The organism is Pseudomonas sp. H1_A03 (assembly GCF_054685145.1).
The window spans coordinates 1130029-1153154 of record NZ_CP162829.1; the positions used below are offsets into that span (position 1 = coordinate 1130029).

A 23126-nucleotide genomic window follows, 5' to 3' on the forward strand; every position below is an offset into this window, starting at 1 on the left:
CCCGGCGCGGCCCTCCCATAGGCTGCGCCGACTTCGTTTTAAAAGGATTTCATGATGCGCAAAGCGCTTGTAGCCTCATCACTGCTCGCCCTGCTGCTCGGCGGCTGCGCCAGCAACCCTGCCGACCTGGACGTGAGCGGCACCTGGATCAACCAGGTCGCCATCGATGCGGCAGCCAAAGGCGGCCCTTTGCGTGAAGCCTTGCAAAGCTATGGCCCTAACCTCGAATGGGAGGTTAATACCAAGGCTTCGCAGGCGCGCTACTACAACGGCTTTGAAGTAGCCGAAGGCAAATTGCTGGGTGAAAAATCCGGCGCCTGGAGCGTGGATTTCTACGGCAGCTCAGCTACCGAACTGAAGCGCAAAGGCAAACAACTGCTGCAATCGGCCAACGACAACGAGCCGGAACAGCTGTTTGCCCGCGCCAAGGACCCCGCGCCGGAAGGTGCCCCCATAGGCGCCAACTTTGAGCGTGCGCTGTACGCGGCCTACATGGGCGGCGACTGGAAGATCAGCGACGGCTTCGGTAGCGGCGCCATCGTGCAGTTCCAGGCTGACGGCAAGGTTGTCGGCTTGCCTAATGTTGATCGGTACTCGCTGTGCCTGGCAGGTGATTGCGCCTCCATGAGCGGCGGCTATGACAGCATCTGGCTGCAACTCAACGGCCAGGGCAACCCGTGGATTTTCGTGCGCAAAGGCAAGCAGCTGGAAATCTTCCAGGCGATCAATACTGCGCGAGCGGATGAAGTGCCTTCGTTTACGCCCGGACCGCGGCAGTGGTTGCTGGAAAAGTAATTAGGTAGCCAAACACAGATCCAAATGTGGGAGCTGGCTTGCCAGCTCCCACATTTTTTGACTGTGTTTCAGCCTTTGAGGATCGCCGCGTAGCCTTCGCGGTAAGTTGGGTAGGTCGGCGCCCAGCCCAGCGTCTTCGCTCGCGCATTGCTGCACTGCTTGCTGCCGGCACGACGCACACTCGCATCCTCGGACCACTCCGTCACACCCAGATACTCGCGCAACCACGCCACCACTTCCGCCAGCGGTGCGGGCGCATCGTCGACGCCGATGTAGACCTTATCCAGCGAGCCACCCTGCTCCACATGCCGCAACAAAAACGCCAACAAGCCCGCCGCGTCATCCGCATGAATGCGGTTGCCATATAAAGGCGGATCGATTGCGACACGGTAGCCCTGGCGAACCTGGGTCAGCAGCCATTCGCGGCCTGGGCCATAAATACCGGTCAGACGCACGATGCTGGCCGGGATGCCACTATTGAGCGCCACTTGCTCAGCCTCCAGCATCACTTGCCCGGAATAACCCTTGGCTTGAGTCTCCGACGTTTCGTCGACCCACTCTCCATTCTGCTGCCCATAGACGCTGCTGCTGGAAACAAACAGCAAGTGTTTCGGCTCCTGACCGTAGTCGCCCAACCACTCCAGTACGTGTTTCAGCCCTTCTACATAAGCGGCGCGATAGCCGGCTTCGTCGTGATCTGTCGCAGCGGCGCAATACACCAGGTAATCCACCCCGCCGATCGGCCAGGTGTCAGGGCAATCCTTGTTGAACAGGTCGCCGGCAATGCCAATCACGCCGGCGGGCAGCCGCGAAATATCCCGCCGCAAGCCGTGCACCTCCCATCCCGAGGCGAGCAATTGGCTAGCCAGCCGACTACCCACATCGCCACATCCGGCAATCACAACAGAAGGCGCTGACATCACAAAACTCCGTATTGAAAGGTCTAGGTTAGCCGTCGCGGTAGACCGACGGCCAGAAAAAGCACAAATAAAGTTACTGTATTACTTCTGTTAACAAGAATTACTTGCAATAATAACCGCCCATTTGTCCTCGACCCCTTGGGTCTGGAAGGACGATCACTCATTTTTTTACTCAGGTCCGGCCAGCATGACACGTAATACAACCCCCGCTTCGCCAACCAAGCTTCACAGCCCGTCCCGCGCCTGGCGCGCGATTGCTGCGCTGCTGTTCAGCGTTCTGCTGGCACCGACCGCCGCCTTTGCTGATGCCACCGCGCCGACGACCCCGCCTGCTGCTGCCGCACCCGCCGCGCCAGCCGCTACCGACCCGGCCCAGGCTGCTGACCCAGCCTCCACCGACGACACCGGCGTAGTTCTGGAAGAAGACAACACCTTGGGCATGGCCCACGACCTGTCGCCGTGGGGCATGTATCAGAACGCCGACGTTGTAGTGAAAGCCGTCATGATCGGCCTGGCCATTGCCTCGATCATCACCTGGACCATCTGGATCGCCAAAGGCTTCGAGCTGCTGGGCGCCAAGCGTCGCCTGCGCGCTGAAATCGTCCACCTGAAAAAGGCCACCACCCTTAAGGAAGCGAGCGAAAGCGCGACCAAGAAAGGCACCCTGGCCAACACCCTGGTGCACGACGCGCTGGAAGAAATGCGCCTGTCGGCCAACGCCCGCGAGAAAGAAGGCATCAAGGAACGCGTGGCCTTCCGCCTGGAGCGCCTGGTGGCGGCCTGCGGTCGAAACATGAGCAGCGGCACCGGCGTGCTGGCAACCATCGGTTCCACCGCGCCCTTCGTCGGCCTGTTCGGTACCGTGTGGGGCATCATGAACAGCTTCATCGGCATCGCTAAAACCCAGACCACCAACCTCGCCGTCGTTGCCCCCGGCATCGCCGAAGCCTTGCTGGCTACTGCCCTGGGCCTGGTTGCCGCGATTCCTGCGGTGGTGATCTACAACGTCTTCGCCCGTTCGATTGCCGGCTACAAGGCCCAGGTATCGGACGCGTCGGCAGAAGTCCTGCTGCTGGTCAGCCGCGACCTCGATCACCTGCCTACCGAGCGCAGCTCGCAACCGCACATGGTGAAAGTGGGGTAATCGGCCATGGGCCTGCATTTGAATCAAGGCGACGACGAACTCGTCGAGAACCACGAAATCAACGTCACGCCGTTTATCGACGTGATGCTGGTGCTGCTGATCATCTTCATGGTGGCCGCACCGTTGGCGACCGTGGACATCAAGGTCGACCTGCCCGCGTCCAGCGCCAAGCCTGCGCCGCGGCCGGAGAAGCCGATCTTCCTCAGCGTCAAGGCGGACCAACGCCTGTTCCTGGGTGAAGAAGAAGTCAAGACTGAAACCCTGGGGCCGGTGCTCGACGCCAAGACCCAAGGCAAGAAAGACACGACGATCTTCTTCCAGGCCGACAAAGGCGTGGACTACGGCGACCTGATGAGCGTGATGGATGCCCTGCGGGCAGCCGGCTACCTCAAGGTAGGCCTGGTCGGACTTGAGACGGCAGCCAAGAAATGATCACAACGCGCCACAAACTGACGCGTTATGGCACCAGCCTCGCCGTCGTACTGGGCGTGCATGCCGTCGCGATCGCTATCGCGCTTCATTGGTCAGCGCCGCGTACGGTGCAGTTGCCACCGGCTGCCATGGTCATCGACCTGGCACCGATGCCAGCCCCACCGCCGCCGGCACCGCCCAAGGTGGTCACGCCGCCGCAACCGCCTGCCCCGGTCGAAGAGCTGCCCCTGCCGAAACTGGCCGAGGCACCCAAGCCGACGATCCAGGTGCCCAAGCCCGTCAAGCCCAAGCCAAAACCGCAGCCGCCCAAGCCTGTGGAGAAAAAGATCGAGCCACCCAAGGAGAAACCCTCCGAGGAACCGCCGAGCGACGCTCCACCGACTAACACGCCAGCGGAAAAATCGGCCCAGCCCGTACCTGGCCCGTCGCCGCAACAGGTCGCCGCCAAAGCGTCCTGGGAAGGCGCACTGTTGGCGCACTTGCAGAAGTACAAAAAGTACCCGCCAGGTGCCCAGGCCCGTGGCAAAGAAGGCTTGAACCGCCTGAAATTTGTGGTGGATGCCGAAGGCAACGTGCTGTCCTACGAGTTGGTGGGCCGTTCCGGCAACGCTGACCTGGACCGCGCAACCCTGGACATGATCCGTCGTGCCCAGCCGCTGCCCAAGCCGCCAGCCGATATGTTGAAAGGCGGCAGCATCGAGATCGTTGCACCGTTCGTGTACAACATCGAGAAACGCCGTCGCTAAAGGTTGCAGGAGTCAGCTTGTGTGGGAGCTGGCTTGCCTGCGATAGCATCACCTCGGTGCAACTGATAGACCGAGGTGCCTGCATCGCGGGCAAGCCCCACATTTGAATTCACTGCCTCAAAAAATCCGTTTTTAGCTAAATCCTCCGCACTCCCCGCTCAATCCCCAGCAAAGTTCTGATAACGTGCGTCTATCGATTGCAGCCGGTATGCTTGGCCCGCAACTTCATGGACGCCCGCTATGACTCTTACAGAATTACGCTACATCGTTACCCTCGCCCAAGAGCAGCACTTCGGCCACGCGGCCGAGCGTTGCCACGTCAGCCAGCCGACGCTGTCGGTGGGCGTGAAAAAGCTTGAAGACGAACTCGGTGTGCTGATTTTCGAGCGCAGCAAGAGCGCCGTGCGCCTCACCCCGGTGGGCGAAGGCATCGTGGCCCAGGCCCAGAAGGTACTGGAGCAGGCGCAAAGCATTCGCGAACTGGCCCAGGCCGGCAAAAACCAGCTGACTGCACCGCTGAAAGTCGGCGCCATCTACACCGTCGGCCCGTACCTGTTTCCGCACCTGATCCCGCAACTGCATCGCGTCGCGCCGCAGATGCCGCTGTATATCGAAGAAAACTTCACCCACGTATTGCGCGACAAACTGCGCAACGGCGAGTTGGACGCGATCATCATCGCCTTACCGTTCAACGAAGCAGACGTACTGACCCTGCCGCTCTACGACGAGCCGTTCTACGTGTTGATGCCCGCCTCCCACCCGTGGACACAAAAAGACACTATCGATGCCGGCCTGCTCAACGACAAGAGCCTGCTGCTGCTCGGCGAAGGCCACTGCTTCCGCGACCAGGTGCTGGAAGCCTGCCCGACGCTGACCAAAGGCAACGACGGCGCCAAGCACACCACGGTGGAATCCAGTTCCCTGGAAACCATTCGCCACATGGTCGCTTCCGGCCTGGGCATTTCAATCCTGCCGCTGTCGGCAGTGGACAGCCATCACTACGCCCCCGGCGTAATCGCAGTGCGCCCACTGACGCCGCCGGTGCCGTTCCGCACCGTGGCGATCGCCTGGCGCGCCAGCTTCCCACGGCCCAAAGCGATTGAGATCCTCGCCGACTCGATTCGCCTGTGTTCGGTGGCCAAGCCGCCTGCCGCGAGCTGAGCAACGGTATGACAGAGCTGTCGCAGGTGTCGGTGACGGCACTCAAGGGTGTCGGCGAGGCCATGGCCGAGAAGCTGGCCAAGGTCGGCCTGGAGAACCTCCAGGACGTGCTGTTTCACCTGCCCCTGCGCTACCAGGATCGCACCCGCGTGGTGCCCATCGGCCATCTGCGCCCTGGGCAGGATGCGGTGGTCGAAGGCACCGTCAGCGGCGCCGACGTGGTGATGGGCAAGCGCCGCAGCCTGGTCGTGCGCCTGCAGGACGGCACCGGCGGCCTGAGCCTGCGCTTTTACCATTTCAGCAACGCGCAGAAGGAGGGCCTCAAACGCGGCACCCGCGTGCGTTGCTATGGCGAAGCGCGGCCCGGCGCGTCGGGCCTGGAGATCTACCACCCGGAATACCGCGCCATCACTGGCGACGAACCGCCGCCGGTCGACACCACACTCACCCCGATCTACCCCCTCACCGAAGGCTTGACCCAGCAGCGCCTGCGCCAACTGTGCATGCAGACCCTGGCGATGCTTGGCCCGAAGAGCCTGCCCGACTGGCTGCCCCTGGAACTGGCCCGCGACTATCAACTGGCGCCGCTGGACGATGCGATTCGCTACCTGCATCACCCGCCCGCCGACGCCGATGTCGATGAACTGGCGCTGGGTCATCACTGGGCCCAGCACCGCTTGGCCTTTGAAGAACTGCTGACCCACCAACTGTCCCAGCAACGCCTGCGCGAGAGCATGCGTTCCCTGCGCGCGCCGGCGATGCCCAAGGCCACGCGTTTGCCTGCCCAATACCTGGCCAACCTCGGCTTCGCGCCGACCGGTGCCCAGCAGCGCGTCGGCAATGAAATCGCCTACGACCTCAGCCAGAAAGAGCCGATGCTGCGGCTGATCCAGGGCGACGTGGGCGCGGGCAAGACCGTGGTCGCCGCCCTCGCTGCCTTGCAAGCACTGGAAGCCGGTTACCAGGTAGCGCTGATGGCACCCACCGAGATTCTCGCCGAACAGCACTTCATCACTTTCAAGCGCTGGCTCGAACCGCTGGGCCTGGAAGTCGCGTGGCTGGCCGGCAAGCTCAAGGGCAAGGTGCGTGCGGCCGCGCTGGAGCAAATCGCCGGTGGCGCACCGATGGTGGTGGGCACCCACGCACTGTTCCAGGACGAAGTGAAGTTCAAGAACCTCGCCCTGGTGATCATTGACGAACAGCACCGCTTCGGCGTGCAACAGCGCCTGGCCCTGCGCCAGAAAGGCGTGGGTGGCCGGATGAACCCGCACCAGTTGATCATGACCGCGACGCCGATCCCGCGCACCCTGGCCATGAGCGCCTACGCCGACCTCGACACTTCGATCCTAGACGAATTGCCGCCCGGCCGTACCCCGGTCAACACTGTGCTGGTCACCGACACCCGCCGTGTCGAAGTGATCGAGCGCGTACGCGGTGCCTGTGCCGAAGGCCGCCAGGCGTATTGGGTGTGCACCCTGATCGAGGAGTCCGAAGAACTGACCTGCCAGGCGGCCGAAACCACCTTTGAAGACCTCACCAGCGCCTTGGGTGAGCTCAAGGTCGGGCTGATCCACGGGCGCATGAAACCTGCGGAAAAGGCCGCGGTGATGGCCGAATTCAAGGCCGGCAACCTGCAACTGCTGGTGGCCACTACCGTGATCGAGGTGGGGGTGGACGTGCCCAACGCCAGCCTGATGATCATCGAAAACCCCGAGCGCCTTGGCCTGGCGCAACTGCACCAGTTACGCGGCCGTGTTGGCCGGGGCAGCGCCGCCAGCCATTGCGTGCTGCTCTACCACCCGCCACTGTCACAGATCGGCCGTCAGCGCCTGGGCATCATGCGCGAAACCAACGACGGTTTTATCATCGCCGAAAAAGACCTCGAACTGCGCGGCCCCGGCGAAATGCTCGGCACTCGCCAGACCGGCCTGCTGCAATTCAAGGTTGCCGACCTGATGCGCGACGCCGACTTGCTCCCCGCCGTGCGCGATGCGGCGCAAGCGTTGATGGAACGCTGGCCGGAACACGTCAGCCCGTTGCTGGATCGCTGGCTCAGGCACGGGCAGCAATACGGTCAAGTGTAAGGTGCGACGCACTTAACCGACCTACAGGTGTATCAAGCTGGTTATACTTCGATGACTGTACGAAATTGGATCAGGCCATGTCAGAAGTCGCCCTCGCCACAGCCCCACTGACCGCCCCGCCGGTCATTCGGGCTCTGCTCGCAAAACTCGCCATCCCCTACACGGAAGTCAGCGATCTACCGGGCCTGAATCCTGCGCAAAAGGTCCAGGCGGTGCTGCTGGAAGATGCAGTGGGCGCGCTGATGGTGCTGTTCCCGCAGAACCAGCTGCTCGACCTCAACCGCCTCGCCGAGCTCACTGGCCGCCGCCTTATCGCCGTGTCGCCGGACCGCGTCGCACGCATGCTCGGCAAACATGAGCTGAGCCTGTTGCCGGGCCTGCCGCCGCTTACCAGCTCGCCGTGCCTGTACGAAGGCAGCCTGCTCAACGAGCCGAGCCTGCTGGTGCATTCGGGTGAAGCAGGCCTGTTGCTGGAGATCTCCAGCGACGCCTTCAAGACCATGCTCACCAAGGCCAGCGCCGGCCACTTCGGCGAGCCGCTGAGCAACATCCGCCCCAACCTTGACCGCCCGAATGATGACCGTGAGGAAATCACCCAGGCCATGCAGGCGTTCACCGCGCGCCGCATCCAGCAGCGCCTGGAAGCGACCATCGAGATTCCCCCGCTGGCCGACACTGCGCAGAAGATTATCAAGCTGCGTGTCGACCCCAACGCCACCATCGATGACATCACCGGCGTAGTGGAGACCGACCCGGCCCTGGCCGCGCAAGTCGTGAGCTGGGCCGCGTCGCCGTACTACGCGTCGCCGGGCAAGATCCGCTCCGTTGAAGACGCCATCGTGCGCGTGCTCGGCTTTGACCTGGTGATCAACCTGGCGCTGGGCCTCGCGCTGGGCAAGACCTTGAGCCTGCCCAAGGACAACCCGCACCAAGCCACGCCGTACTGGCATCAGTCGATCTACACCGCCGCCGTGATCGAGGGCCTGACCCGCGCCATGCCGCGCGCCCAGCGCCCGGAAGCCGGCCTGACCTACCTCGCGGGTCTGTTGCACAACTTCGGTTACCTGCTGCTGGCGCACGTGTTCCCGCCGCACTTCTCGCTGATCTGCCGCCACCTGGAGGTCAACCCGCACCTGTGCCACAGCTATGTCGAGCAACACCTGCTGGGCATCAGCCGCGAGCAGATCGGTGCCTGGCTGATGCGCTACTGGGACATGCCGGATGAGTTATCCACCGCGCTGCGCTTCCAGCACGACCCGACTTATGACGGGCAATACGCTGAGTATCCGAACCTGGTGTGTTTGGCCGTGCGCTTGTTGCGCAGCCGGGGGATTGGTTCCGGGCCGGATGAGACGATTCCGGATGCGCTGCTTGAGCGCCTGGGGCTGACGCGGGACAAGGCTGAAGAGGTAGTCGGCAAAGTGCTGGATGCCGAGGTGTTGCTCCGCGAACTGGCTTCCCAGTTCAGCCAGGGCTGAGTCTATTGCCTGTTACTCCGCTATCGCAGGCAAGCCAGCTCCCACATTTTGACCGAGTACATTCTTTGGAATGCGGTCGAATGTGGGAGCTGGCTTGCCTGCGATGAATCCACCTCGGTCTACCTGTAAGACTACTTCTTTTTCTTCGGCTTCAAATACTTGGTCAACCCCTGGAACCAGATTACCAGCGCCGGGTTGCCCTTGATCTGGATCGACTTGTCCTGAATCCCCGTCATGAACGCCAGTTGCTTGTTCTTCGCCTGCATCGTGGCGAAGCCGTAGGCGGCATCTTTAAAGGCAATGGCAAACGCCGGCGCAGGGTGAACACCTGAGCGGCTGGTGATGCGCTGGTCTTTGACGATGAAGTGACGGGCAACCTTGCCGTCGAGGGTTTGCAGCTGGAAAGCCAGGTCTTTATCACCCAGTTGCTGCTGAAAGGCAGGATTGGTGCGGCTGGCTTTGCCCATCATCAGGCCAAGCACCCACAGCAGAAGACGAAATTTCATGCACACGGCCTCGGTGTAATTATTGAGTGGCCGCAGCAGTTTAACGATTTGCAAAGAGAACGCCACCGATCTTGCGCATTAGCGGAAGATCGGCTGGCGTTTGACGCTTATAGCAGCATGTTACTTAAACGTTTGGGCAAGGTACCGGTGCCCAGTCGACCAGGTTTGGATCGCGGCAGGCGCCTTCCATCTGAGCCTTACCGGCGCTGGCGACCTGCTTGCTTTCAGCTTGCTTGGCCTGCACGGTCTGGATGCTCTTCTCGGTAGTGACCGCTTCTTTAGGCACGACCGGCAAGTCCTTCTTCTTCGCGACTTTTGGCGGATTCTTGCCTTTCTTGGCCGGTACAACCGGCGGCGCCACGTCGGCCTGGGCCACGGTGACCACGTCATTACGCTGCACGCCCACTTGCTGCAGGTCTTTCTCGTAGGCCTGGGTGTAGTTGTTCAGGTCTTCGCTGGCTTTGCCGTTGACCGCGACGATCAGGTCATTGGATTCCTTCAGACCCGAAACGATTTCCGCCAGGCGCTTGCGGCCTTCGGTGTCGTTGACGGTCTTGGCCTTGCGGTCGGCCACCAGCTTGGTGAATGCGCTCTGGTAGCACTGCTGCGAGGCTTTGGCGTAAGCGGTGCTGCGGTCGATGTCGGACGCGCTTTTGTTGAAGTCTGTGGAGTAGGAAGCAATGCGTTGGTTGTCATCGCTGATCTGCTTCTGACGCTCGGTGTAGTAACCCGCCGCGCCGCCAGCCAGGGCGCCGCCCGCAGCACCAATCGCGGCGTTGCGGCCGCGCTTTTCCTTGTCGCCAGTGAAAGCCCCCAGCAGTGCACCGCCGGCAGCGCCGATGGCCGCGCCAGTGACAACCGACTTGGTCATGTCCGAATCAGTCGCGCGCAGGTGCTGCACCGGCTCGTAGCAGTTCGGGTAGTACTCGACCTTGGTGCTCGACGCGACCTTGGAGGCCGGCGACGTGGCACAACCGGTCAGCACAGTGCTGAAGCCGGCCGCGATCAGCAGCAAGTGACGCTTGGAAACCGCCTTACGGGAAAAAAGCATAGGTGTGTTCTCTTTTAAGTTTGACTTGCCCAGCACGGCCCACCGCCGCCTGAGTCCCTTCCAAGCTCGCCATACAGCCAGCGATCATCGCTGACCGCTCGCTGCGAGCAATTCCTTCAAGATCGTCGCCGGGTCGGCCCGCTGTTGCTTGCGGTAGTTGCCGACATGACGAACGAACAGTGTTGCGCGCGTCACCAGGCTCTTGCCGAGCACAGGCTTGCGATCCAACTCTTCCTTGATCCGTTGAAACTGCGCCTGGATCACCGCATCGGTATAGCGCGTGCCGGTGGCCAGGTTGTCGATATAGATCGCCACTGCGCCATCCAGCGCGCTGCGGCCGTTGGCAATCGCCATGTCAAACAGCTGCGCGCTGGCCTCGTCTTTGTTGTCGATAGCCTGCTGGCGACTCTTTTGCAGATTGGCCAAGCGAATGTTGTAGTTGCTGATGGTTTCGGCCACCAACGCGGCGGACTGAATCAGGTTGCCCGCCGCTTCTTCGCGTTGCTGGGCGATCAGCGAGACGTTGCGCTTAAGTTCTTCGTTGACCAGCCCAAGCTCGGCTTGCAGCTTGGGGTCGACGCTGGCAGCGATAATACTGTCCAGGCGTTTGGTCGGGTCCTGGGCGTCGTCGATGGCGTCAGTCAGCGAAGCCAGGCGGCCCTCCTTTTGCCACTGCGCGAACAGTTCCTTGTAGCGCGAACGCGGCGCCGACAATGCGCCAATCGCCACGCGAAAGCCGGTGGTCTCGTTGCTTTGCTCGGTGCCGTCGGCCGCAAACAGCGGGTACTCGCGGCGCATGCCGGTGAACAGCGTGCCCTCGCCTTCCAAATAGTTGCCGCCCTTGACCACAAAGCCGCCATAGGTGCCCTGACGGCGCCCGGCATGCACCAGCTGGAAGGATTCCTGGACCATTTCCGCCGCATTGCCGATCACGTCGAACAGGCCAATCGGGTTAGGCAATTTGGTGCCGATGGGCATCAGGCGTGCGGCCTGGCCAGTGCCGCCGGCGACCTGGTTGAACACGGCGTAATCGCCGAGCGGGCCGTCGCTTTCGCTGCCCTCGACACGGCGCGGAAACAGGCGCCCTTCAAGGTCCTGACGGCTCACGGCTTGGCCACCGCGCGCGGCATATTCCCATTCCACTTCGGTGGGCAGGCGCACAAAGCCCAGCCCGCCATCCTCCGCTGACGAACCGCGCCCGCTGACCGGCAGCAACTCGCGGTGGTATTTCATCAGCCAGGCGCTGTACACCGCCGAGAAGCGCTCGGCTTCAAAGCGCGACAGTTTCACCTTGGGCAAGCGCCCGGCCATGCCGGTGGGCGCGTCGCACGCAGGCGCCGGTTCGCCACTGGCCAGTGACTGCGCCTGGGCCATCACTTGGGCGTATTGGCGTGCAGTCACTTCGTACTTGCCGATGAAATACAGCATGGGCTTGAGCGGGGTCTTGGCGTCAGTCTTCGGCATCAATGGCGCGATGACTTTGTTCCAGTCTTTGGGCAAGTCCTTGAGGGTGAACTGGCCGTTGATGAAGTCGCGGCGGTAACCGGAAATAAACGACTGCTGATAGCCCGCCTCGCCTTCGGCAAAGGGGTAGCCGAGGCTGATTTCGCGATCGTCCAGGGTGCCTTGGGCCAGCACGTAGGCGTAGCGAAACACCATGTTGCCTTCACACGGCAGCGGCAGGCTCACGTCATCCGGCAACGGCTTGGGGTTGTCGAGTTTGTCACTCGCTTCATCAGCCCAGGCCATTGAGGCCAGGCTCAGCGCCACGGCGGCGCCCAGTAACTTATACATCTCTGATTCCTTCAGAAGCCTGGATACGCGCCACTCGCCAACCGCCACACACCGCCGCCACGGCGCTTACGCCGAGCACAGCAGCCAGGGCCAGGCCGTAATGACGCGCCAGCAGATGGCTGGCGTATTCGCCCGGCACCTGCACGAATAATTGATTCAAAGCGGCCTCGGCCAGGCCGTACAACCCGGCACTGAGCGCAGCCGCAAAACCTGCGCTGTACAGCGCCTGCACCACCACAAACACCAACAGCCCGCCCGTGGAAAACCCCAACAGGCGCAACACGGATAACTCTCGACGCTTGCGCGCCACGGCGGCCAACGCTCCGGCAAAGATCGCCGCAAACGCTCCCGCCAACGCCAGCCCGCAGATCACCCAAAATACGATCGACAGGTTGCGGCTTAACGACTGCACTTGCGCAATGGTCTGCGCCTGGGTCGACACCAACACATTCTGCCCGGCGAAATACACCCGCAGCGGCTCCACATCGGTGAGGTTGCGGGCATACAGCCGAAACGCGGGATACACGCGCTGTTCGCTCACGCCCGCCTCATCACCGGCCCAACCCAACGTCGGCACTGCACGGCCATCGCGGTAATCTTCAACCGCTTCCAGCAAACTCAATTCAGCAAACAAACCGTCACGGGCAAAGGCTTCCAGCGGCAATACCGCCAACACCTGCACGCGCATGCGCTGGGCTTCTACGCGCCCTGCCACTTGCCGAGCAAAGCTGGTCTCCAGCCAATCGCCGGGCCGCGCCGCGAGCTTCTCAGCAGCGGTGTGGCTCAGCACGATCTGCTCCAGGCCCTTTGGCACCGGCAGACCGCCCAACAACGGATCACCCGCCGCGGTCGGCAGCATTTCCAGGCTCAGCGTACCCACTTGCGCCGTCGCTGCAATCTGCCGCGTACGGGGCACGGCAAACGCCACGTCACTGCGCTGACTGAGCTGCTCGATAAATGCACTGCTGAATCGACCACCGCCCAACGGAATAATTTCACGGGTGGCGGGGTCGGTCTGCAAACGTTCGGTCAAACTGCTAACCAGTCCAAATTTCAGGCCGAATAACACCAGCAACGGCGCGATCACCGCCACCAGCGCCAGCACCGAACAGGCCGACAGCCACGCATCGTTGCGGTAATCCTGCCAGGCCAGCGATGCCACCAGGCCGATGCGCATCAGCACGCCTCCCCAAGGGTGGCGGTGACGCCGCCGTCGGTGTCGCGACGGCAACTGATATGCCGCACCTGCAAGCCACTGGCGCGCGCCAGGGGCTCGTCATGGGTGGCGATCACACACGCCGCGCGGTGTTCGCGAGCCTGGGCCAGCAACGCCTGCATCACGCGCTCGGCATTCAAGGGGTCCAGCGACGCCGTCGGTTCGTCTGCCAACACCAGTTGCGGTGCATGCGCCAGCGCACGGGCACAGCTGACGCGCTGGCGTTGGCCCACGGAGAGCGCCGCCGGTTTCTTGGCCAACTGGTCGCTGATTTCCAGCTGCTCGGCCAGGCGTGCCACGCTGCCGTCATCCTTCAAACCCAGCAGTTGCCGCGACAGGGCGATATTGCCGCGCACATCGAGAAAGCCCAGCAAGCCACCGGTTTGCAGCACATAGCCCAAATGCTGGCTGCGCAATGCGGCCAGCGTGGATTGCTGATCGCTGCGCCACAGCCCACGGATATCGTGCTGATTGAATTCAAACTGCCCGACCTGATCCGGCGCCAGGACCAGCGCCAACAGGTCCAGCAACGTGCTTTTGCCACACCCGCTGGGCCCGACGATCGCCAATTGCTCACCCGCGCGCAGCGCCAGCGCCGGAATCACCAGGCTATAGCGCTGGCTGCCGACGCCCCGGCTCTTGTGCACCGCGTTCAGGTTCAGCATCACGGCAGCGTCGACAACGGCACGCGGTACAACGCATCACCCGGCTCGGCATCGCCGAAACGGACCCAATTGGCCACGTCATTGTGGAAGGTCTCGTAGAGGCGGATTTTCGAATCCAGCTCGTCGATAAAGTCTTCCTGCTCGGCCACGCTCAACGACAACCACAGGTCCTGGGTCATGTTCAGCGATTTGCTGCGGTACGGCAGGCCTTCGAGGTATTCGCCGAGGATGCCGCCGTCGGCGAGGTTGCCGCCCTTGCGCAAGGCTTGCGGGTCGCGGCTCATGTAGGCCGAGGCGCTGGCAATTTCCTGGAAGAAATCCTTGGGTGAGGTCTGGGTCTTGCGCGCTGCATCGACGATCAGTTTCAGCGACTGCTGCAGGTCGTTGAGCTGCAATTTGGTCAGCATCACGCACACCTGGAACGCCGGCAGCGCCGGGTTGGTAAGGTCGCGGTCGGCGGTCCATGCGCTGACCAGTTGCGGCGCCTGGCTTGCGGTTTTGCGCCCCAGGAAATCCATGTGCATGGCATAGCCGACTGCTGCGGATTTGTCTGCCAAGGTTGGTGCAGAACTCAGCAACGGCACCGGCTGCGGCGTATTGCTGCGCACCTGGTGCACCAGGTTGGCGAACACCGTACCGATCTCGTCGACGCGCTCGCCCAGCTTGCGCACGTCGCCACCCGGCACCGGCGTGTAGAGGTCGCCGATCTGCGGGTTGGCGTCGGCGGTGAGGATGCGGTACTGGCTTTCGGCGCCGGCGTGGGTTTTCTTGCCGGCATCGGTGCGCAGGTGCAGGGCGTAGATCTTGATCTGCTTGCCCAGCGCGGCCTGACGCACTTCCGCCTCGTTCATCTGGGTGGCGGCAAACGGGTCGTTCTTGCGCAGTGCGCCAGCATCGGTGACCAGCAGGATGATGCGCCCGCCGTAACCGGACCAATCCATGCCGTCCACCGCCTGCATCACCCCGGCGAACGCATCTTCGTTGAACGAATGGCTGGACACGGTGGACGCCTTGACCTGGCGCGCCATGTCGAGGAAGCGTTGCGGGTCGCGACCTTGATCGAGGCTGATCAGGGTCTTGGCGACGTATTCCAGGCCAGGGGTTTTCTTGATGCTGCTGCGAAAACCCACCATGCCGAAGCTGACACTGTCTAACTCGCCGCGCTCGCCGATGCGGGTTTGCAGTTCGTGCACCACGTCACGGATCTGGTCGATGTAGGGCTGCATCGACACGGTGGTGTCGACCACCAGCACAACGGCCGTGCGGAAGGCGTCGGCATTCGCCTTGATCACAGGCGTGGCCGGTTTAACCGCACTGGTGCCTGGGTCGATGGAAGCGACATTGAGCAACTGCACCGGCTGGCCGTTTTCGTCGAAGCTCTCTTTGGAATCGAAGATCGGCAACAGGTAGAACTGGTTCTGCGGCACAGCGCTGGCAGTCGGTTCCAACGCGAGGACCTGGCCATTGTCTTCGCTGTTTTTCTGCGCCTTGGCCAGCACGCCTTTGGCGGCGGCCGGGTCAGCCAACAGCTTTTCCACTTCGCCCGATTGGCGCAGGAACATCACCGGCGCCCGGCCCGAGCGCTCGGTGAATTTCAGCACCAGGCTCTGCTTCCAGTCGCTGACCTGCGCGGCCGGCAACCAACCATCGCTGCGCCCATCGGTGGCCGCGCCGACGCGTACCCACGGGCTGCCGTCGACGTCTTTGCGCTGGTAAACATAGAGTACGGAAAACGCCGGCAGCGCCTTTCCTGGCGCGCTGCCGGCGTCCGTTGAAAGCTTCGCACCGGGCTTGCTGAGCACGCGCTGGAACAGGGTCTTCTTACCCGCCATCAACAGCGGGCGCTGACCGCCATCCACTTCAGCGACTGGCGGTGGTGGTGGCGTCACCTTGGGCACCACCGCAGCAGGCGGTTTGGCCGGCTCATCGCTGCCGCTCAACCACCAATAACTGGCGCCACCAATGGCCAATGCAACCGCTACCGCAACAGCGGCCAGGGCCAACACCGGCCCACGGCGTTGCTCGGACACGGCTTTGTGTTGCGTCGGAGTCACCACAGGTTGGCGCACTGCAGGTTGCGGCTGTGGTTTATCGGTCGGAATATCGATGGTGACCGGGGTCATGCCCGCCAGATCAAAGCTCAGCGGGATCGGCAGCGGCCGCACCAGCGTGGCTTCCGGTGAGTCCGCCGGCAGTTGGTCCAGCGCCAGCAACAACGCCGCCGCATCCGGGAAACGTTCCGCCGGGTCCTTGGCCAACAGCTTGCGCAGCACGCCCTGATAACGGCCGTGGTGCACCGGCAATTCCGGCAACGGCTCGGTCAGGTGTGCGAGCGCCGTCGAGAGCGCGTCGGTGCCGCTGTAGGGCAGCTTGCCGACAAGGATTTCATACAGCACCACGCCCAGCGCATACAGGTCGGCGCGGCCGTCGATCTCCTGGCCCCGCGCCTGTTCCGGGCTCATATAGCTCGGCGTGCCCACGGCAAAACCGGCCTGGGTAAATTGAGTGCGGTCATCCAACGACTTGGCGATACCAAAGTCGGACAGCACCGCCGTGCCATCGGCGCGAAACAGAATGTTCGCCGGCTTCACATCGCGGTGCACCAGGCCTTGAGCGTGGGCATAGCCCAACGCCGAAGCGATCTGGCGGATCAGCGTCACGCCCTGCTCCGGCGTCAGGCCAGCGGCAATACGCTCCTTGAGCGTGCCGTTGGGCAGGTATTCCATCGCCATGTAATACAGCTCACCGACATTGCCGATGTCATGGATGGTCACCGTGTGCGGGTGCGACAAGCGCGCCAGGGTCTTGCCCTCGCGCAGGAAACGCTCGCAGAAGCTCGGGTCGGCCGCCAGTGCCGCCGCCATCACCTTCAACGCCACCTTGCGTTCCAGCGAACGCTGGGTCGCCAGGTACACGCTGGCCATGGCGCCTTCGCCGATCTCGCCTTCGATGTCATAACCCGGGATGACGATGTTCATGACGATACCTTCACGACGATGGCGGTGATGTTGTCCGGCGCGCCCCGGCTAAGCCCGAGGTGCACCAGGCTGCGCACGATTTCATCCGGTGTGTCATGGCTGAGGACTTCGCGGATTTCATGGTCTTCGACGGTCTTGTTCAGCCCATCGCTGCACAGCAGGTAGCTGTCGCCGGGAGCGATCAGCAGGTCAACCGCCGCCAGCTCCAGCTGGGCTTCCACGCCCACCGCGCGGGTGACGATGTTGGCGCGCGGATGCGTGCGCGCATCGGCTTCGCTGAGCAGACCGCTGTCTTGCAGGTCCTGCACGTAGCTGTGGTCGCGGGAAATGCCTTCAAGCACGCCGTCACGCAGGCGATACAAGCGGCTGTCACCGGCCCACAGGCACACGCCACGCAAGCCTCGCGCCGCCAGCAACACCACGGTGCTGCCCATCATGGTCACGCCACGGTTGGCGGTTTCTTCGCGCACGGCAGCGTTGATGCGAATCAGGTCATTGCGCAAGGCCGCGCAATATTCTTCAAGGGAACGGCCCAGCGCCACACCGCGCAGGCTGTCGACGATCAGGCTGCTGACATAATCCCCCGCCGCATGCCCGCCCATGCCGTCGGCGACTACCCACAGGCGGTTTTCCGGCAGGTCCAGGCAGGCGTCTTCGTTGACCTGGCGGACCATGCCCACATGGCTTTTGCTCGCGGATTTGTACGTCGACCCCATCTACACCACACCTTCTTGTCCGAGCAAAAACTGCGCAAAATCGCCAGCGGCAGGCAGGCCCTGACACCGCAATAAACCAGGGGAAATCTGTTGCGAACCACGGCCCCACCACAAACTCGCGCCTTCACAGGCCTGTTCGGCGAGTGCGGTCATGCGCCCATGGGGCACGGTAGCGCTCACGCGCTGCAGGCCGGCGAAGCGGCTGTCCACTGCGCGCGGCTCAGTCGCCGGCAAGCCCAGGGTGTCGAGGCCGTCATTGAAACGCTCAAAGGTGGCGCCGGCATCCAGGGTACTGAGCAACAGTTCTTCGGCCTGCTCGAACCAGGTGTCCGGCCCGCCCACGAGGGACGCTGGATTGGTGTCGTGATCAAGCAGCGCCACCACGGCCAGCGGGAAATACCGCCCGACCCGGTCAATGCTCGGCATCACCACACCCGCCGCCGCATCCGGCCCGCATACGCCCGGCGCCAATACAAAACGCCACAACGGGCTGACCAGGTACACATTGAGCCAATCACCGCCGAGGCTGTTTTGGCTGGCGAGCAAGCCTGCCGCCAGCCAGCTGTCCCACGGGCCGATAAAACTCTGGGGCAAGGCGCGGCTGACAAAGTCGCCGCGGCTGGCCAACTTGCCGTAGAAACCCAGCGTCGTCATAGCCGCTCCGGCAGGCTGAAGCCGCTGAGCACGCGGCTCTTGAACGGGTTGAAGGCGCTGTTGGCGCGCAACTCGTAGGCGATGCTCGCGCCGTCGACCCGCAGGCGCAGGTTGAAACGGTCCGGCGAATTACCGGCGGTAAGGTCCGATTGCTCCAGCAAACGGAACCACGCCCACGGCCCGTCGAGGGTCACACCGGAGCGGCCACTGGCCGACGGCGGCATGATGGAAATACGCACCACACCAATGCTGCCGGGGTTCGGCCATTGCATCGCAACCGGTCGGCTTGGGCCGTGGTCGTAGCTCAATTGCTGGCCATCGAGGTCGAGCAGGAACTGGGTGATGGTCGGGTCCATCGACACGGGCTTGAGTTCGAAACGCACGACGGGCTGCGTGCCCCCCGATCTGAAGAACGCATCACGAATGGTCGCCGCACGTTGGAAGGTTTGCAGCACGCCCGGTGCAATCCCGAGTTTCTGCGCCGCGCCCGGCTGCCAGCGCCAGGTTTGTGCGGAGGTGTCGACGTAAGGCTGCAGGTATTTGCGGAAGTAGTTGTCCATCACCCCGCCCACGCCGAAAAATTGGCCGAAGTCGTCCAAGGTGGCATCGCGCGCGCTGCCCGGCGACATCGGATAACGCCCAGCCAGGGACTGGCGATACACGTTGACCACTTCACTGACCCACGCCGCGTTCAGTTGGTTACGCACCCCGCCCATCATGCTGTTGGTGGTGGAATTGACCACCGACTTGACCATGCCCTGCACCAGCGGCGGCTGGCGCTCGGCATTCAGGCTGACCCGCGTGGCCGCAGCCGCCGCCTGGTTCTTCGCCTCGCCCAGCAACGCATCGCCGCTGGCGCCGACCATGGCGCTGACCTGCACATACAGCGCGTTCATGTCCGTGAGCAGGCCGTCGATGGCCGCCGGTTCGCCTTCGCCCTTGCTGACGATGCTGTTGAGTTCGGCGAAGTGCGCGGTCACCGGATCATCCGCTGCTTGCGGTGCATTGGGGGTCGGTTGTTCCTGGCCGAGCAGACTGCCCAGGCGCTCCTTGAGCTTGTCGACGCCGCCTTCTACCGGCACGCCTTTGGCGGCCAACTGGCGTTCTTCGGCTTGCAGGTCGGTTTCCTTGGCCACCGCCACCAGCAGTTTTTTCAGCGGCGAGGTCGGGCCGGATATCACCCGCAATACGTCGGCCGCCTGGGCCACGCTGGTGATCGGCACAAAGTCGATGTCCGCCAGCAAGGCATCCCACTGGCGCTGGTAGTCCTGGAAATACAAGCGGCGCACATCGGCGGCCAGGCTCACCACGTTCTGCTGGTCGGCCTGTTCATGGCCCAGCACCCATTGCTCTTCGGCAAGGGTGCCGGTCTGGTTCAGGCTGCTCAGCAGGAACGCCTGGCGATAGCCTTTGGCGGTGAAGAACCCACTCAGCGGCTCGCCCAACGGCTTGCCGCTTTTACGGCTGAACACCAGCGCCGCGTCACGGCCGGCGGCTTCGTTGATACGAAAATCCGGAATGCCTTCGGGCAGTTTCTGGCGCTTGACCCGGTCGTAGACGCGCTGGGCCACCGGCAGTTGTTGCAACTGGCGGCGCAGGTCATCAATCAAACGTGGGTCGAGGCGCGCGCTTGGCGGATGGCGCTCGAACAACGACTGCAAGTGCCCGGCCAATGCTTGGCGCTGATCAGCCGGCAGGTCGCGCGGCAGGTTGCGGTCCCAGTCGAGGGCGATCCAGGCCTTGATGAAGTCCGGGTCGTAATGCTCGGTGTCAGCGAGCATCAGGTAGGCCTTGAGGCCTTCGTAGAGGAAGTCGGAATTGCCGCCGCCGTGCAGTTGCTCTTCGATACGCGTCACCAGGCGTGGCGCGAACACGGCGATCAACAGCTTGCGGTAGACGCTGGCGGATTCGGCTTCGAGCATGTCGCCTTGGTACAGCCCCAGGCCTTCGGACCAGCTCGGCGAGTCGCCTGCCAGGTTCTTCACGGCGTTGAGCAACGGCAGCACGGCGAGCACTTCGCGCTGCGCCGGGCTCAGGTTCTGGACGGTCTGGCCCAGCGGCGCGACCTTTTGGTCGACCTGGGCGATATACGCCTGGTTGGCGCGATAACTCACCCACCACAGGCTGCTGACCACCACCACCAACGCAACGGTGGCGGCGAGGACACCACGAGCAATCCACTTGCGCCGCCGCTCGACCTTGGGGTTCACCCCCACCAGGCCACGCTCGGCAAACGCCACGGCGGTGAAGAGTTTTTCGATGAAGTAACTGCGGCCGGTGCCGCTCTGGCGTGCCAGGTGCTGGCGGTCCAGATTCATGCTCTGGGCCATCGCGCCGATCAAGCGATCAATCGGGCTGCCTTCCTGGGTACCACTGGTGAAATACACACCGCGCAGCAACACGCGCTCCTCAAACGCATTGGGCTTGAACACGCCTTCGAGGAAGCTTTGCAGGCAATCCTTCAACGCGCCGAACTGCTGCGGGAAACCGTAGATCAGGTCGCGCCGCGCTGGGTCACGTTCCTGTTGCAGGCGTTCGACCAGGCGTTCGTTGAGGCGCTGTTCCAGGCCGGAGAATTCGCTCTGCAGGTGCGCTAGCGGGCTGTCACTGTTCTTGCCATCGTCCAGGGCAAAGGTCATGCCCCACACCTGGGCGCGGTCTTCCTTGCTCAGGTTGTCGAAGAACTCCATGAAGCCCGGCACCAGGTCGAGCTTGGTGAGCATCAGGTAGATCGGGAAACGCACGCCCAGTTGGGTGTACAGCTCCTGGATACGCAGGCGGATGGCCGCGGCGTGGGCGGCACGTTCAGCATCGGTGCCCAGCAGCAAGTCCGACAGGCTGATGGCGATAAAAGCGCCATCGATAGGCCGACGCGAGCGCTGCTTTTTCAGCAGGTCGAGGAAGCCCAGCCACGCGGCTTTATCCACCGTGGAGTTGCTGTCCTGGGTGGTGTAGCGCCCAGCGGTGTCGAGCAACACGGCCTGGTCGGTAAACCACCAGTCGCAGTTACGTGTACCACCAACACCACGCACGGCACCCGCGCCCAACTGCGCGGCCAATGGGAAATGCAGCCCGGAATTGACCAGCGCGGTGGTCTTGCCCGAACCCGGTGGGCCGATGATTACGTACCATGGCAGCTCGTAAAGATTGCGGCGCTCATCGCCACCGAGCTTGGCCTTTTTCAGCAGCGTCAGCGCTTCGTCCATGCGCTGGCGCAAGGTGGTGAGTTCTTCGGCCGTGGCGACGCTGTTGGGGTCGGCCGGGGTTTCGGCGGCCAGGCTGCGCATCACTTCGGCGGCCTGGCGGCGGGCCTGGATGATGCGGAACACGCGGTAGGCAATCCACAGCGCAAACACCAGGATGATCAGCGCCCAACGGCGCCCTTCCGGCACCAGCACGTCGAGCAACGGCCCGACAAACCAGATGATCAAACTCAGGGCGATCAGGCCCAGCACGGGGATCACCCAGCGAATCATAAAACTGAAAAACGCCTTCACTCGACGCCCTCCGCCAATACGGTGATTTCAACCCGACGATTACGGGCGCGGCCTTCGGCTGTAGCGTTGGTGGCTACCGGCTCGGTGTCGCTTCGGCCCTCGGCGCTGAAGCGATCCGCCTGGCCGGTCTTGGCCGCGAGGATCTCCAGCACTGACTTGGCCCGTGCTTCGGACAACGCCCAGTTGGACGGGAAGCGCAGCGTGGCAATCGGGCGGTTGTCGCTGTGCCCGGTAACGCGCACCTGGCCCTTGACCTTGCGGATGGCGTCGGCGATGCGCAGCATCAGCGGCTGGTAGTCATCCACGATGCTTGAGCTGGCGGACGCAAACAGTTCATCGCCACGGATGGTCACCACGGAACGGTCGACGGCATCTTCAACGGCAACGCGGCCGGCCTTGATGTCTTCCACCAGGAAGCCAGCCAGGCGCGGGCGTTCGATCACTTTCGGCTGTGCCACGGGACGGTCGATGGCCTGCACCGGGATTTCGCCCAGTGCATGGATATTCTTGAACACCGGCTCGGCATCCGAAGCGAGCTTGAGGCGCAGGCCAAACAGCAACGCCAGCAACAGCGCGACGCCGATGGCCACGGCGATCCACGGCGGCATGAATTGCGCCAGGCGATCCCGTGCCACGGTCACGCCGCGCCAGTGCGGCGACAGCTCGCGCTCATGTTCGCCACGGGCGCTGCGGATAGCGGCGGCGGTGCGTTCACGCAGGGTTTCCAAATGGCTGCGACCGTCGTTCATCACGCGGTAGCGGCCTTCGAAACCCAGGCACATGCACAGGTATAACAGCTCCAGCAGATACAGGCGTTCCCGTGGGCTTTGCAAGCAGTGATCAAGCAACTGGAAGACTTTTTCCCCGCCCCAGGCTTCGTTATGCACGGTGATCAACAGGCTTTGCTTGCCCCAATCACTGGTGCTGCCCCAAGGCGTGCTCAACACCGCTTCATCAAGGGCGGTGCACAACGCGTAACGCGCCAACAGCACTTCGTTGCGGGCGATGCCGGCCGCCTCTGCGCGCTCTTCGAACTGGCGCAGGTAGGCCAGCAATTGCGCGCGCAGGCTGGCCGGCGCCGGGTGGGCGATGGTGTTGCGCAGGCGCGTCAGCAAGGCGAGCAAAGGGCCGGCGGCGCTTTCCAGCGGGTTGAGGCCCTGGCTCTTGCCAGTGAGCATCGGCGCAGCCGGCATCGCCAGCGGCGAGGGTTCAGCACGCACAGGCTCCGGCGCGCGGCCACCGGGGCGCGGCATGAACTGGGTGCGGTCATCATCATTGGGATGCATCGC

At 63.2% G+C, this 23126-nt stretch carries 18 protein-coding genes; 7 read left to right on the forward strand and 11 right to left on the reverse strand.

All coding sequences use genetic code 11. The features are described from left to right. Window positions 1-54: 54 nt before the first annotated feature. Window positions 55-795: a hypothetical protein gene (locus AB4O35_RS05370; protein ID WP_065875480.1), complete on the forward strand. Its 741-nt coding sequence runs from the start codon at window positions 55-57 to the stop codon at window positions 793-795. A 68-nt stretch (window positions 796-863) separates the two neighbouring features. Here the strand turns inward: AB4O35_RS05370 and AB4O35_RS05375 are convergent, their stop codons facing one another. Continuing rightward, window positions 864-1715 carry an SDR family oxidoreductase gene (locus AB4O35_RS05375; RefSeq protein ID WP_065875481.1) on the reverse strand — a complete coding sequence of 284 codons (852 nt, stop codon included), beginning with the start codon at window positions 1713-1715 and terminating at the stop codon, window positions 864-866. A 187-nt stretch (window positions 1716-1902) separates the two neighbouring features. On the opposite strand from AB4O35_RS05375, the gene exbB reads away from it, so the two are divergent. The 6 genes from exbB to AB4O35_RS05405 all read left to right on the forward strand — a co-directional run bounded on the left by exbB (window position 1903) and on the right by AB4O35_RS05405 (window position 8760). Then, a complete protein-coding gene (exbB, locus tag AB4O35_RS05380; RefSeq protein WP_065880285.1) occupies window positions 1903-2859 on the forward strand; it encodes a tonB-system energizer ExbB in 957 nt (318 codons plus the stop codon). 6 nt (window positions 2860-2865) lie between these two features. After that, on the forward strand, window positions 2866-3291 hold the full coding sequence (exbD, locus tag AB4O35_RS05385; protein WP_017526806.1) for a TonB system transport protein ExbD: 426 nt from the start codon (window positions 2866-2868) through the stop codon (window positions 3289-3291). Then, on the forward strand, window positions 3288-4037 hold the full coding sequence (locus AB4O35_RS05390; protein WP_065880286.1) for a TonB family protein: 750 nt from the start codon (window positions 3288-3290) through the stop codon (window positions 4035-4037). Before exbD ends, AB4O35_RS05390 begins: the two co-directional genes overlap by 4 nt. A 240-nt stretch (window positions 4038-4277) precedes the next feature. Then, on the forward strand, window positions 4278-5198 hold the full coding sequence (locus tag AB4O35_RS05395; RefSeq protein ID WP_003213305.1) for a hydrogen peroxide-inducible genes activator: 921 nt from the start codon (window positions 4278-4280) through the stop codon (window positions 5196-5198). An 8-nt stretch (window positions 5199-5206) separates the two neighbouring features. After that, a complete protein-coding gene (recG, locus tag AB4O35_RS05400) occupies window positions 5207-7282 on the forward strand; it encodes an ATP-dependent DNA helicase RecG (protein ID WP_065875666.1) in 2076 nt (691 codons plus the stop codon). A 77-nt stretch (window positions 7283-7359) separates the two neighbouring features. Next, window positions 7360-8760 (forward strand): aminoacyl-tRNA deacylase and HDOD domain-containing protein, encoded by a 1401-nt coding sequence (locus AB4O35_RS05405; RefSeq protein ID WP_065875484.1) that lies wholly within the window; start codon window positions 7360-7362, stop codon window positions 8758-8760. A gap of 131 nt (window positions 8761-8891) precedes the next feature. Here the strand turns inward: AB4O35_RS05405 and AB4O35_RS05410 are convergent, their stop codons facing one another. The 10 genes from AB4O35_RS05410 to AB4O35_RS05455 form a co-directional block, all read right to left on the reverse strand. Next, entirely contained in the window at window positions 8892-9266 is a 375-nt protein-coding gene (locus tag AB4O35_RS05410) for a hypothetical protein (RefSeq protein ID WP_003195530.1), read from the reverse strand. Window positions 9267-9390: 124 nt separating this feature from the next. After that, a complete protein-coding gene (gene tagQ, locus AB4O35_RS05415; RefSeq protein WP_049710921.1) occupies window positions 9391-10317 on the reverse strand; it encodes a type VI secretion system-associated lipoprotein TagQ in 927 nt (308 codons plus the stop codon). Window positions 10318-10401: 84 nt separating this feature from the next. After that, a complete protein-coding gene (locus AB4O35_RS05420; protein WP_065891311.1) occupies window positions 10402-12111 on the reverse strand; it encodes a formylglycine-generating enzyme family protein in 1710 nt (569 codons plus the stop codon). Continuing rightward, on the reverse strand, window positions 12104-13288 hold the full coding sequence (locus AB4O35_RS05425) for an ABC transporter permease family protein (protein ID WP_065891310.1): 1185 nt from the start codon (window positions 13286-13288) through the stop codon (window positions 12104-12106). The genes AB4O35_RS05420 and AB4O35_RS05425 overlap by 8 nt, the downstream gene beginning before the upstream one ends. Beyond that, entirely contained in the window at window positions 13288-13992 is a 705-nt protein-coding gene (locus AB4O35_RS05430) for an ABC transporter ATP-binding protein (protein ID WP_065880289.1), read from the reverse strand. The genes AB4O35_RS05425 and AB4O35_RS05430 overlap by 1 nt, the downstream gene beginning before the upstream one ends. Beyond that, on the reverse strand, window positions 13992-16970 hold the full coding sequence (locus AB4O35_RS05435) for a serine/threonine-protein kinase (protein WP_065875488.1): 2979 nt from the start codon (window positions 16968-16970) through the stop codon (window positions 13992-13994). The genes AB4O35_RS05430 and AB4O35_RS05435 overlap by 1 nt, the downstream gene beginning before the upstream one ends. Then, a complete protein-coding gene (locus AB4O35_RS05440) occupies window positions 16967-17686 on the reverse strand; it encodes a PP2C family protein-serine/threonine phosphatase (RefSeq protein ID WP_065875489.1) in 720 nt (239 codons plus the stop codon). The genes AB4O35_RS05435 and AB4O35_RS05440 overlap by 4 nt, the downstream gene beginning before the upstream one ends. Continuing rightward, entirely contained in the window at window positions 17687-18340 is a 654-nt protein-coding gene (gene tagF, locus AB4O35_RS05445) for a type VI secretion system-associated protein TagF (protein WP_065875490.1), read from the reverse strand. Further along, window positions 18337-21837, reverse strand: coding sequence for a type VI secretion system membrane subunit TssM (tssM, locus tag AB4O35_RS05450; RefSeq protein ID WP_065946063.1), 3501 nt, complete (start codon window positions 21835-21837; stop codon window positions 18337-18339). The genes tagF and tssM overlap by 4 nt, the downstream gene beginning before the upstream one ends. Beyond that, window positions 21834-23123, reverse strand: coding sequence for a DotU family type VI secretion system protein (locus tag AB4O35_RS05455; RefSeq protein ID WP_065875492.1), 1290 nt, complete (start codon window positions 23121-23123; stop codon window positions 21834-21836). The genes tssM and AB4O35_RS05455 overlap by 4 nt, the downstream gene beginning before the upstream one ends. Window positions 23124-23126: the final 3 nt, after the last annotated feature.